This window comes from Pseudomonas fluorescens (assembly GCF_004683905.1).
Classification (GTDB): Bacteria; Pseudomonadota; Gammaproteobacteria; order Pseudomonadales; family Pseudomonadaceae; genus Aquipseudomonas; species Aquipseudomonas putida_A.
The window spans coordinates 381854-395177 of the sequence record NZ_CP038438.1; the positions used below are offsets into that span (position 1 = coordinate 381854).

The window sequence follows — 13324 nt, forward strand, 5'->3', positions numbered from 1 at the left end:
CCGGCCTGCCTGTACCAGGGTTCCCAAAACGGGGTGGACTTCGCTGAGAGCGTCGGTCCGGTGTAAAGAGGGAACCCCCGGCCTGCCTGTACCAAGGATCCCAAAAGGGTGGGTTCGCCGCGTTGCGGTTTGAACCCGGTGTAAAGAGGGGAATCCCCGGCCTGCCTGTACCAAGGTCCCCGAAACGGGTGGTGAATCGAATCACCTGTGAGGGTTATTGCAGGCGGCGTGCCAGTTTTAGTATTTGGAAACAGAAAAATCCCTCAAATGCACCAAAGCCCCGTAAATCGGGGCTTTCGAGTTTTTACTGGCCGGTTTTTTCAGTCTTGCCTGGATGGTTTTTGCACAGGTTGCGATGCCCGATCACGGGTCAAAGTGCATTAGGTTGGTGCACGGCGGGACCACTGTGGGAGCGGGCTTGCTCGCGAAGGCGTCGCGTCAGTCACTGATACGTTTCATGAACAGCGCTTTCGTGAGCAAGCCCACTCTCACAGAGGGCGTGGTTGATCAGCCCTCATCCCCCTCATCATCATCCCCACCGTCCACTTTCATCCCCAATTCCTTGATCTTGCGCGTCAGGGTATTACGCCCCCAGCCGAGCAATACCGCCGCATCACGCCGGCGACCGGCCGTGTGCTTCAGTGCGGTCTCGATCATGATCCGCTCGAACGCCGGCACCGCGCTGTCGAGCAGGCTCGACTGGCCTCGGGCCAACGCCTGATCGGCCCACTGGCGCAGCGCCTGCTCCCAGTTGGTCACTGGCGCCGAATCCTGCGGCAGGCTCAGCAGTTCCGGTGGCAGGTCACTGATGTGCACTTCGCGCCCGGAGGCCATCACGGTGATCCAGCGGCAGGTGTTCTCCAGCTGCCGCACGTTGCCCGGCCATGGCAGGTTCTTCAGGTATTCCTCGGTCTCGCTCTTGAGCAGCTTCGGCTCCACCGCCAGTTCTTGCGCGGCGCGGCTGAGGAAGTGCTTGGCCAGGGTCGGAATGTCTTCGCGACGGTCCGACAGGCGCGGGATGTGGATGCGGATCACGTTGAGGCGGTGGAACAAGTCCTCACGGAATTTCCCGGCATGCACCAGGGTTTCCAGATTCTGGTGAGTCGCGGCAATGATCCGCACATCGACCTTGACCGGGACATGGCCGCCGACGCGATAGAACTCGCCGTCCGCCAGCACCCGCAGCAAACGGGTCTGGGTATCTGCCGGCATGTCGCCGATTTCGTCGAGGAACAGCGTGCCGCCGTCAGCCTGCTCGAAGCGCCCGCGACGCAGGTTGGCCGCGCCGGTGAATGCGCCTTTTTCGTGGCCGAACAGCTCAGATTCCATCAGGTCCTTGGGGATCGCCGCCATGTTCAGCGCGATGAACGGCGAGGCCGCGCGCGGGCTGTGGCGGTGCAGGGCGTGGGCCACCAGTTCTTTACCGGTACCGGATTCGCCGTTGATCAGCACGGTGATGTTGGAGTGGCTCAAGCGGCCGATGGCGCGAAACACCTCCTGCATCGCCGGCGCTTCGCCGATGATTTCCGGGGTGCGGGTCAGCGCCGGCACCACTTCCAGGCCTTGCTGCTCTTGCGCATGCTGATTGGCGCGCTTGACCAGCGATACCGCCTCGTCGACGTCGAACGGCTTCGGCAGGTATTCGAAAGCGCCGCCCTGATAAGACGCAACGGCGCTGTCGAGGTCGGAGTGCGCGGTCATGATGATCACTGGCAGCCGTGGGTGCTGTTCGCGGATACGTGCCAGCAGGTCGAGGCCACTGGCGCCCGGCATGCGGATGTCGGAAATGATCACATCAGGCTGCTGACGGGCCAGACGACTCATCACGCCATCGGCGCTGTCGAAGCTCTGCGTGGTCATGCCTTCCTGCTGCAAGGCCTTTTCCAGAACCCAACGGATAGAACGGTCGTCATCGACGATCCACACGGTTTCACTACGGCTCATGTCGATGTGGCTCCTTGTTCCAGTGGCAGAAAGATCGAGAACGTGGTGTGGCCGGGGTGGCTGTCACACTCGATCAGGCCCTGGTGCTGGCTGATGATGTTCTGGGTGATGGCCAGGCCCAGCCCGGTACCGTCCGGGCGGCCGCTGACCATGGGAAAGAAGATGGTTTCCTGAAGTTCTGCAGGGATCCCCGGGCCGTTGTCGATGATCTCGATCTTGGTCACCAGGCGATGACGGACGTGGCCGATGGTGAACTGGCGCATGGTCCGGGTGCGCAGGCTGATGCGGCCCAGACGCAGCTCGTTCTGGCTGCTGATCGCCTGCATCGCGTTGCGCACGATGTTCAGTACGGCCTGAATCATTTGTTCGCGGTCGATCAATACGTCGGGAATGCTCGGGTCGTAGTCGCGCACCAAGGTGATGCAGCCCTGGCTTTCCGCTTCGACCAGTTGGCAGACGCGTTCGAGCACTTCGTGAACGTTGCACAATGCCAGCGACGGCAGCTTGTTCGAGCCGAGCATGCGGTCGACCAGATTGCGCAGACGGTCGGCCTCTTCAATGATCACGTTGGTGTAGTCGCGCAGGCTGTCTTCCGGCAATTCGCGGGCCAGCAATTGCGCGGCGCCACGGATGCCGCCGAGCGGGTTCTTGATCTCGTGGGCGAGGCCGCGCACCAGCATTTTGCTGGTTTCCTGCTTGGACAGTTGCGCCTCTTCCTTGGTGATCCGCAGCAGGCGATCACGCGGGTGCACCTCAAGCAGAAGCATGGTCGCGCCGTTGCTGAGGATCGGTGTCACCGCATAGTCCACGGTCAGGGTCTGGCCGGTGAGGGCAGTGAGCATCGCTTCGCGCTTGGTGAAAGGGTGTGCCTGTTCGACCGCCTGACGCAGCGAGTTGAGCGCCTCGGTGGACTCGGTGAACAACTCGCTGATGAACTGCCCATGGCTGCGCTGACCGCTGATGGCCAGCAGCATCTCGGCCGCCGGGTTCATGTATTCGAGGCGCAGTTCGGCGTCGAGCAGGATGGTGGCGGTGGTCAGGTTGTCGAGCAGCAAACGGTGGATTGCGTCGCTAATAGTCATCGGAGCCTCTTTTGGGGGCGGAGCGTGCGCAAGAAGCAGGCGTCGTTAAACGGAAAATGCAAAAACCAAACCAAGGCTCCGAAAAGAAGCGTTCAACCCGTGAAACAGGCGTTTGACGCTCGTTTGAGTGGCAGGGTGCCAGCTCGAACGGGAAGTTTCGAACCAAAATGGGTTGGAATCTGGGTACGGTGCAGCCCATTGCACCAATATAGTGCGTAAAGCTGAATGGCGTTAGAAGAAGCGCAGGAAGGGATTTTTTTCTTCGGCGGGTTTGTCTTTCAGCGGACATTCCGGGCGCACGCCGTAGTCCTCGCTGACGCAGGGTTTGACCTGGCGTTTCTGCGCCAGCGAGATGCGCAGCATGTGGAACGGCTGGTTGGCGGTGCGCTCGACAGTGCGACCCTGCTCATCAAGGATTTCCACCGACAGGTTGTGACTGCCGCGGTCGATGTTGCTCAGCGGGAATACCGGACTCAGTCCCGGCTCGCCAGTGGCCTGGCCGTCCAGCAGCAGGCGATAGCGATGGCCCTGCTGTAAGCCAGGTTCGCTGGTGACACTGACGATCACCTCGCCCGCGCTGCTGCGAAGGGTCGCATCCGGCTCGGGGATCAGGATGCGCAGCATGTCGTAGTGAAACGGTGGTTGTTCCGCGACCTTTTTTACAGCGCTGATCGGTGCGGCAGCCGTGGGGTTGGCCGACATGCGATTGCTGGTGGCTATAGGCACGCGCTTGGCGTTGCCGCGCGGCTGGTCGGTGTAGACGCGATTGCCCTGCGCGTCGACATAGGTGAAGACCTCTGCCGAAACGGGCAGGGCGAACAGGCACAGGATCAGCCAGAAAATTCTCACGGCTTGTGCACCCGCTGTACGGTGAACACCACCGCCGGGCTCTGCTGGATGATCGCTTCGCCGTCGATCACCTGCACCGCGAGACGATGCTCGCCGCGATCGACATTCACCAATTGCAGGATCGGCACGTTGCTCGGCTGGCCGTAAGGCGCGTCGTCCAGGACCAGCCTTAATTGGTGCGGCGCCTGCAGGCGCGGCTTGATCAGCACGTTGACAGTGAAGGTGCCGTTGTTGGCGCGCAGCGCTTCTTCGCTGGGCAGGCCGGTCAGCTCCAGCACCTCGTAGGCACTGCGTGCCGCGGGGCGTGTGTCGGTGCTTGAAGGCGCTGGCGCGCTCGGTGCCTGTGGCTCGACGCGGTTGAGTGGCGGCAACTCGACCGGCTGCGCCTGAACACCGTCCGGCGAGTGATCGCTGTAAACCGTGTTGCCATTGGCATCGGTGTACTTGTAGATCTGCGCGGCGGCGGGCAGGGCGATCAGCAGCAGGATGTAGAGAAAGGTGCGACCCATGAAATCGACCGGGAAAGAAAGCGATGGGGTGCAGCATAGGCCAGGTGCGGCGGTTGGCCCAACCCGGGACATATCCGGAGATCATTCAGACGCCAAAAATCCGTGTGGGAGTGGGCTTGCTCGCGAATGCGGTCGGTCGTTGAAGGTGATGGTGGCTGACACGACGCCTTCGCGAGCAAGCCCGCTCCCACAGGGGTTTTGAGTAGTTTCATAAATCGTGGGCAATAAAAAGGCCTCCCGAAGGAGGCCTCTTATTGTCACGCCGCATAGCGCGGCGCTACCGGATCAGCAGCTGTAGTACAGCTCATATTCCAGTGGGTGTACGAAGGTACGGACCTTGATTTCTTCTTCGGATTTCAGCGCGATGTAAGCGTCGATGAAGTCGTCGGAGAACACGCCGCCCTTGGTCAGGAACGCACGGCCCTTGTCCAGCTCTTCCAGGGCTTCTTTCAGGCTGCCGCAAACTTGTGGGATCTCTTTCGCCTCTTCAGGCGGCAGGTCGTACAGGTTTTTGTCAGCGGCATCGCCTGGGTGGATCTTGTTCTGGATACCGTCCAGACCGGCCATCAGCAGTGCTGCGAAAGCCAGGTACGGGTTGGCAGCCGGATCCGGGAAGCGTGCTTCGATACGACGGCCGCGTGGGCTGTTGACGTAAGGAATACGGATCGAGGCGGAACGGTTGCGGGCCGAGTAGGCCAGCATTACCGGCGCTTCGAAACCTGGCACCAGACGCTTGTAGGAGTTGGTAGCCGGGTTGGTGAAGCCGTTCAGGGCCTTACCGTGCTTGATGATACCGCCGATGAAGTACAGGGCGGTTTCGGACAGGCCGGCATAGCCTTCGCCAGCGAAGGTGTTCTTGCCGTCTTTGGCGATGGACATGTGTACGTGCATGCCCGAGCCGTTGTCGCCGTACAGTGGCTTCGGCATGAAGGTCGCAGTGCGGCCGTAAGCGTCGGCAACGTTGTGGACAACGTATTTCAGAGTCTGAACTTCGTCAGCTTTCTTCACCAGGGTGTTGAACTTGACACCGATTTCGTTCTGACCGGCAGTCGCCACTTCGTGGTGGTGAACTTCAACGGTCTGGCCCATCTCTTCCAGTGCGTTGCACATGGCAGTACGGATTTCGTGGTCGTGGTCGAACGGCGGAACCGGGAAGTAGCCGCCTTTGATGCCAGGACGGTGGCCTTTGTTGCCGCCTTCGATGTCCTGGTCGGACATCCACGAGCCTTGTTCGGAGTAGATCTTGAACATCGAGCCGGAGATGTCGGACTTGAACTTCACTTCGTCGAAGATGAAGAATTCTGGCTCGGGACCGGCGAAGACGGTGTCACCGATACCGGTGGTCTTCAGGTATTCCTCGGCGCGGTGAGCGATGGCGCGCGGGTCGCGATCGTAACCTTGCATGGTCGACGGTTCGATGATGTCGCAAACCAGGATCAGGGTTGCGTCTTCGGTGAACGGATCGAGAACGGCAGTATCGTCGTCCGGCAGCAGGATCATGTCGGAGGCTTCGATGCCTTTCCAGCCAGCGATGGAGGAACCGTCGAACATCTTGCCGACTTCGAAGAAGTCGTCTTCCAGCGCATCGCGAGCCGGCATGGTCACGTGGTGCTGAGTGCCTTTGGTGTCCGTGAAGCGCAGATCAATCCACTTGACGTCATGATCTTTGATGAGTTGAACCGACTTCGACATAGTGTCCTCCGGGTGGCTTAGGGCTTGGTAGTGGATGCCCTTAATAGGGGTGATGCCGGCGCAGATACTCTGCCAAGGCAACCTGCCTCACAAGGGAGCAAATTGCATGCCAGTGCCCCAGCATGGGTTTTTTGCCCCAATTTCACGCTTTGAGCGCTGCAAAGCGCCATAAAGGTGAAAATCTCGCCCCTTAATGTAGCGCCTTAAATCAGAAATGACCTGTTTTGGTGCAAGTGAAACCTTCTGCATATTAACTGGTTAAACCTTGAGCAATTTCCGCTATAATCCGCGCCCCCCTTTTTCGGCTGGCCCTGCGCGCGCTGTTTTCATGAAACTAATCGTAAAAGTCTTCCCCGAGATCACCATCAAAAGCCGCCCTGTCCGGATGCGTTTCATCCGCCAGCTGGCCAAGAACATCCGCGCCGTGCTCCGCGATCTGGACCCGGCCGTGGTGGTGAACGGTGTGTGGGACAATCTCGAGCTGGAAACCCGCGTTACCGACCCCAAAGCCTTGAAAGAGATGGGCGAGCGCCTCACTTGTACTCCCGGCGTCGCGCACTTTCTGCAGATCGACGAATACCCGCTGGGCGACTTCGATGACATCACCGAGAAGTGCAAACAGCACTACGGCGATGTACTGGCCGGGAAGATTTTCTCGGTGCGCTGCAAGCGTGCCGGCAAGCATCCGTTCAGCTCGATGGACGTCGAAAAATACGTTGGCAGCAAGCTGCGTCGTGAGTGCGGTGCGGCCGGAATCGACCTCAAAGACCCGGAAATCGAAGTTCGCATCGAAGTTCGCGACCAACGGTTGTTTGTCATCCACAGCCAGCACAACGGCATCGGCGGTTACCCGCTCGGCGCCCTGGAGCAGACGCTGGTACTGATGTCCGGCGGCTTTGACTCGACGGTTGCCGCGTACCAGATCATGCGCCGCGGCCTGATGGCGCATTTCTGCTTCTTCAATCTGGGCGGTCGTGCCCACGAATTGGGCGTGATGGAAGTCGCGCATTTCATCTGGAAGAAGTACGGCAGCTCGCAACGCGTGCTATTTGTCAGTGTTCCGTTCGAAGAAGTGTTGGGCGAAATTCTCGGCAAAGTCGATAACAGTCATATGGGCGTCGTATTGAAGCGTATGATGTTGCGCGCATCGTCGGCCATCGCCGACCGGCTGCACATCGACGCGCTGGTCACCGGCGAAGCGATCTCCCAGGTATCGAGCCAGACGCTGCCGAACCTGTCGGTGATCGACTGCGTGACCGACAAACTGGTCCTGCGCCCACTGATCGTTGCGCACAAGCAGGACATCATCGACACGGCCAACGAGATCGGCACCGCCGATTTCGCCCGGCACATGCCGGAGTACTGCGGGGTCATCTCGGTCAATCCGAAGACTGCCGCCAAGCGCCACCGTGTTGAGCACGAAGAGAAAGAATTCGACATGGCGGTTCTCGAGCGTGCGCTCGAAAACGCCAAACTGGTGCCGATCGATCGAGTGATCGACGAATTGGGCCAGGACTTGCAGATCGAAGAAGTCGGCGAAGCGCTGGCCGGTCAGATCGTCATCGACATCCGTCACCCGGATGCGGCCGAGGATGACCCGCTGGAACTTGCCGGCATAGAAGTACAGACGATGCCGTTCTACGCAGTGAACGCTCGTTTCAAGGAGCTGGATCCGACTCGCCAGTACCTGCTGTATTGCGACAAAGGCGTGATGAGTCGCCTGCATGCTCACCATTTGCTCAGTGAGGGGCATGCCAATGTGCGCGTTTATCGACCGAGCTAAGTGCCCGGGGCTGTTTGCCTGTGGCCTGCGTCACCGGCCCCCCGACACCGCCGTCAAGCTGTAACGGCCATGCCGGACACTACTGTTAATCGCTGCCAAGACTTGTCAGCAAACCGAATCCTCTGATCGAGATACACAAGTGATCGAAAATCTACGTAACATCGCCATCATTGCCCACGTTGACCATGGTAAGACCACCCTGGTAGACAAACTCCTGCGTCAATCCGGCACTCTGGAGCGCAACGAGCTCAACGACGAGCGCGTGATGGACTCCAACGACCAGGAAAAAGAGCGCGGTATTACCATTCTGGCGAAAAACACCGCCATCAACTGGAACGGCTACCACATCAACATCGTGGACACCCCGGGCCACGCCGACTTCGGCGGCGAAGTAGAACGCGTAATGTCGATGGTTGACTCCGTTCTGCTGCTGGTTGACGCTCAAGACGGCCCTATGCCGCAGACCCGTTTCGTGACCAAGAAGGCGTTCGAAGCCGGCCTGCGTCCAATCGTGGTCATCAACAAGGTTGACCGTCCAGGCGCGCGTCCGGACTGGGTTCTGGACCAGATCTTCGACCTGTTCGACAACCTCGGTGCTACCGAAGAACAACTGGACTTCCAGGTTGTTTACGCTTCGGCCCTGAACGGCATCGCCGGTCTGGATCACACCGCCATGGGCGAAGACATGACTGCGCTGTACCAGGCAGTTGTCGACCACGTTCCGCCTCCGGCCGTTGACCGTGACGGTCCGTTCCAGATGCAGATCTCCGCTCTGGACTACAACAGCTTCCTGGGTGTTATCGGTGTTGGCCGTATCGCTCGTGGTCGCGTCAAGCCGAACACCCCGGTTGTCGCGATCAGCGCCGACGGCAAGCGCCGCAACGGTCGTATCCTGAAGCTGATGGGTCACCACGGTCTGCACCGCATTGACGTTGAAGAAGCAGCAGCCGGCGACATCGTCTGCATCAGCGGCTTCGACGAGCTGTTCATCTCCGACACCCTGTGCGACATCAACACCGTCGAGGCGATGAAGCCGCTGACCGTTGACGAGCCAACCGTTTCCATGACCTTCCAGGTAAACGATTCGCCATTCTGCGGTAAAGAAGGCAAGTTCGTGACCTCCCGTAACATCAAGGATCGTCTGGACAAAGAGCTGCTGTACAACGTTGCACTGCGCGTTGAAGAAGGCGACTCGGCTGACAAGTTCAAGGTTTCCGGCCGTGGTGAGCTGCACCTCTCGGTACTGATCGAAACCATGCGTCGCGAAGGCTTCGAGCTGGCCCTGGGCCGTCCTGAAGTGATCATCCGTGAAGTTGACGGCGTGAAGCAGGAACCGTTCGAAAACGTCACCATCGACATCCCTGAAGAATCGCAGGGCAAGGTCATGGAAGAGATGGGTCTGCGTAAGGGCGACCTGAGCAACATGGTGCCGGATGGCAAGGGCCGTGTTCGTCTGGAATACAACATCCCTGCTCGCGGTCTGATCGGTTTCCGTAACCAGTTCCTGACCCTGACCAACGGTGCTGGCATCCTGACCTCGATCTTCGATCGTTACGCTCCAGTGAAGTCGGGCCACATGTCCGGCCGTCAGAACGGCGTCCTGGTTTCGGTTGAAACCGGCAAGGCACTGACCTACTCGCTGGAAACCCTGCAGGCTCGTGGCAAGCTGTTCGTAGAACACGGCCAGGAGATCTACAACGGTCAGATCGTTGGTCAGAACAGCCGCGACAACGACCTGGGTGTGAACCCTACCAAAGGCAAGAAGCTCGACAACATGCGTGCTTCGGGTAAAGACGAAACCATCGCTCTGGTACCACCTGTTCGCTTCACTCTGGAACAGGCTCTGGAATACATCCAGGAAGACGAGCTGTGCGAAGTCACGCCTAAGTCCATTCGTCTTCGCAAGAAGATCCTGGACGAAAGCGAGCGTACCCGCGCTGCCAAGAAAGCCAAGGCGTAATTTAGCCCGAGCTTGAAAAAACGCCCCCGGTCGCGAGACCGGGGGCGTTTTTGTTTGTCTGGGGGAAATGTCGATTGAGCCTTGAAGATCAAAAGCCCCTCACCCTAGCCCTCTCCCGGAGGGAGAGGGGACTGAATGGGGGATATTCGTGAGATGCACCGACTTGCAAGAATTCTGCTGAATCCATAATCGATTTGGTGGGGCTTTATCGAATCCATAATCGACTGGGTGTTTCAGGTCGATGTATGGCGCCAGACACCTCGGTCGGCCCCCTCTCCCTCCGGGAGAGGGCTGGGGAGAGGGTAAGCTTTTAGAACTTCTCAATCGCGCGGAAATTCTGCACCCGCTCGACTTCTTTCGGCTTGTACGCGCAATACCCCGGCCGCGGGCCGATTTTCGGGTGGTTGCGGCAAGTGTCCGGGCGTTTGTCATAAATGGTGCACAGGCGGCTCTTACGATCCAGGTAGTAGCAATCGTTGTTGCTCATGCGCTGTAGAGTAAAGATCCCCGACTTCTGGTTGAAGCGTTCGACCAGCCCTTCCTTTTGCAGGCGCTTGGCGATGTTCTTCGGCGGATCGCCCAGCTCGAACTCGTCGACCACGCCGATACGTACCAGGTCCTTGATCTTGACCTCGACCGGCAGGGTGCAGCAGCTGGAGACACAAGAGCCGCACATCGGGGCCGAATATTTGGCCCACGTATCGAGACGGTCGATCTCGGCGGCGGCAATCAGGTTGGGCTTCATCATCGGGAATTACCAGGCGTGTGCATCAGGGCGCGCGATCATACCGGGACTGGTGGATTTTTGAACAACCTTTCGCCAGATTTTTGCAAATGCCGCGCAAATGTCATTCAGTCCGGCACGGCCCCTGCATTCATTAGCCCACTCGCCAAGGTAATGCCGGGCTATCTCACCGACTTCGGAAAAACTGCCGAACCAGCGCCTCTACCGTCGGTCAGACCGTCTAGGCTCAGACAATTCCCCGCTCGCTCGAGGTCCTATCGATGACTCAAGAACCACTAGTTCGCGAAGCAGAGGTGGCCGCATTCCGCGATGCCGTCCTGACCAAGCTCACCTATGCAGTGGGTAAAGACCCGGATCACGCTTTCGACCATGACTGGTTCGAAGCCATTGCCCTGGCGGCGCGCGACCACATGGTCGAACACTGGATGGACCACACCCGGCAGATCTACCGCAAAGGCCAGAAACGGGTGTATTACCTCTCGCTGGAATTTCTCATCGGTCGTTTGCTCTACGACAGCCTGAGCAATCTCGGCCTGCTCGACGTCGCCCGTGAGGCACTGACTGAACTGGGTGTCGATCTGGAACGGATTCGCCTGCTGGAACCCGACGCGGCACTCGGCAACGGTGGCCTCGGACGTCTGGCGGCGTGCTTCATGGAGAGTATGTCGACCCTAGGCATCGCCGGGCACGGCTACGGCATTCGCTACGAGCATGGGCTGTTCCGGCAGGCCATCGTCGATGGCTGGCAGCAGGAGCAGACCGAGCACTGGCTGGACTTCGGCAACCCGTGGGAGTTCGAACGTCCGGAAGTGGTGTACTCGATCGGCTTCGGCGGCAGCGTCGAAACCGTGACCGATGCCAGCGGCAAGACCAAACAGGTCTGGTCGCCTGCGGAAACCGTGCGGGCGATTGCCTATGACACGCCAGTGGTCGGCTGGCGCGGGGCGAGCGTCAACACCCTGCGCCTGTGGCGCGCCCGAGCCATGGAAGATCTGCACCTGGAGCGCTTCAACGCCGGTGACCACTTGGGCGCCGTCGCCGAAGTCGCGCGGGCTGAAAGCATTTCCCGGGTTCTCTATCCGGCCGACAGCACCGAAGCCGGGCAAGAGCTGCGTCTGCGTCAGGAGTATTTCTTCGTCGCCGCTTCTCTGCAGGATTTGCTGCGCCGCCATCGCAACATGCACACCTCGGTGCTGACCTTGGGCGATCACGCGGCGATCCAGCTCAACGACACCCACCCTTCGATTGCCGTTGCTGAATTGATGCGGCAACTGGTCGACGTCTACGACGTGGCCTGGGATGCGGCGTGGCAAGTCACCGTCGATACCTTGTCGTACACCAACCACACGCTGTTGCCCGAGGCGCTGGAAACCTGGCCGGTCGGCTTGATGGAACGCATGCTGCCGCGGCACATGCAGATTATTTATCTGATCAACGCGCAGCACATCGACTCGCTGCGCGCCAAGGGCATTCATGATTTCGACGTGCTGCGCGCGGTGTCGCTGATCGAAGAGGACAACGGTCGCCGGGTGCGCATGGGCAACCTCGCGTTCCTCGGTTCGCACAGCGTCAACGGCGTGTCCGGGCTGCACACGCAGTTGATGCGCAAGACAGTATTCGCCGAACTGCACAAGCTCTACCCGGAACGGATCAACAACAAAACCAACGGCATCACCTTCCGCCGTTGGCTGTTCCAGGCCAACTCCGAGCTGACCTCGATGCTGGTCGACTCCCTCGGCCCGGAGGTGCTGGATAACCCGGAAGAACGCTTGCTCGACCTCGAACCGTTCGCCGAGCAACCCGCCTTCCGCAAAGCCTTCGCCGAACAGCGCCTGCACAGCAAAAAGGCCCTGGCCTATCTGATTCACGAGCGGTTGGGGATCGCGGTCAATCCGGCGGCGATGTTCGACGTGCAGGTCAAACGGATCCACGAATACAAGCGCCAGTTGCTCAACCTGATGCACACCGTGGCGCTGTATCAGGCAATCCGCGCCGAGCCTGAAGTCGACTGGGTACCTCGGGTGAAAATCTTCGCCGGTAAAGCGGCGGCCAGTTATCACCAGGCCAAACTGATCATCAAACTGACCAACGACATCGCCCGGGTGGTGAACAACGACCCGACCGTACGCGGCTTGCTGAAAGTGGTGTTCCTGCCCAACTACAACGTCAGCCTGGCGGAGAGCATCATTCCGGCGGCGGACTTGTCCGAGCAGATTTCCACGGCCGGGTTCGAAGCCTCGGGCACCAGTAACATGAAGTTCGGCCTCAACGGTGCGCTGACCATCGGCACCCTCGACGGCGCCAACGTGGAAATGTGCGAGCGCATCGGCGCCGAGCACATGTTCATCTTCGGCCTCAGCGCACAGCAGGTCGAGGCGCGTAAACAGAACCACGAGTTCAGCGCCGCACCGGACATCGCCGCGTCGCATCGTTTGAGCGACGTGCTGCAAGCGATCCGCAGTGGTGTGTTCTCGCCGGATGACACGTCGCGCTACACCGGGCTGATCGATTCGCTGGTGGACTACGATCGCTTCCTGGTCTGCGCCGACTTCGATTCCTATTGGGAAGCGCAAAAACGCGTCGATGCGCACTGGCACGATTCCAACAACTGGTGGCGCTCGGCAGTGCTCAACACGGCGCGCATGGGCTGGTTCTCGTCCGACCGGACGATTCGCGAGTACGCCACGGATATCTGGAAGGCACTGGAGTGATTTTCTGCAACAAATGTGCGTAAGGCCCAACGATTGTTGGGCCGGATCG

9 protein-coding genes are annotated in these 13324 nt (G+C 59.7%); 3 read left to right on the forward strand and 6 right to left on the reverse strand.

The features are described 5' to 3' along the window. Positions 1-507 precede the first annotated feature (507 nt). The 5 genes from ntrC to glnA all read right to left on the reverse strand — a co-directional run bounded on the left by ntrC (position 508) and on the right by glnA (position 6076). Positions 508-1944, reverse strand: coding sequence for a nitrogen regulation protein NR(I) (gene ntrC / locus E4T63_RS01755; RefSeq protein WP_007961729.1), 1437 nt, complete (start codon positions 1942-1944; stop codon positions 508-510). Beyond that, entirely contained in the window at positions 1941-3026 is a 1086-nt protein-coding gene (glnL, locus tag E4T63_RS01760; protein ID WP_007961730.1) for a nitrogen regulation protein NR(II), read from the reverse strand. Before glnL ends, ntrC begins: the two co-directional genes overlap by 4 nt. Before the next feature lie 231 nt (positions 3027-3257). Continuing rightward, entirely contained in the window at positions 3258-3875 is a 618-nt protein-coding gene (locus E4T63_RS01765; protein WP_115988403.1) for a DUF4124 domain-containing protein, read from the reverse strand. Next, positions 3872-4384 (reverse strand): DUF4124 domain-containing protein, encoded by a 513-nt coding sequence (locus E4T63_RS01770; RefSeq protein WP_027611268.1) that lies wholly within the window; start codon positions 4382-4384, stop codon positions 3872-3874. Before E4T63_RS01770 ends, E4T63_RS01765 begins: the two co-directional genes overlap by 4 nt. 285 nt (positions 4385-4669) lie before the next feature. Beyond that, on the reverse strand, positions 4670-6076 hold the full coding sequence (gene glnA, locus E4T63_RS01775) for a glutamate--ammonia ligase (RefSeq protein WP_003220788.1): 1407 nt from the start codon (positions 6074-6076) through the stop codon (positions 4670-4672). A gap of 328 nt (positions 6077-6404) precedes the next feature. Between glnA and thiI the strand changes: the two genes are divergently transcribed. Then, positions 6405-7859, forward strand: coding sequence for a tRNA uracil 4-sulfurtransferase ThiI (gene thiI / locus E4T63_RS01785; protein ID WP_027611269.1), 1455 nt, complete (start codon positions 6405-6407; stop codon positions 7857-7859). Between the two features lie 139 nt (positions 7860-7998). Then, entirely contained in the window at positions 7999-9819 is a 1821-nt protein-coding gene (gene typA / locus E4T63_RS01790; RefSeq protein WP_007961739.1) for a translational GTPase TypA, read from the forward strand. Between the two features lie 310 nt (positions 9820-10129). Here typA and E4T63_RS01795 read toward each other — a convergent pair whose 3' ends face one another. After that, positions 10130-10567, reverse strand: a complete 438-nt coding sequence (locus E4T63_RS01795) for a YkgJ family cysteine cluster protein (protein ID WP_016985748.1) — start codon at positions 10565-10567, stop codon at positions 10130-10132. Between the two features lie 257 nt (positions 10568-10824). On the opposite strand from E4T63_RS01795, the gene E4T63_RS01800 reads away from it, so the two are divergent. Then, the gene (locus E4T63_RS01800) at positions 10825-13275 is read left to right on the forward strand and encodes a glycogen/starch/alpha-glucan phosphorylase (RefSeq protein WP_097086973.1); all 2451 of its coding nucleotides are present in this window, start codon (positions 10825-10827) and stop codon (positions 13273-13275) included. Positions 13276-13324 lie beyond the last annotated feature (49 nt).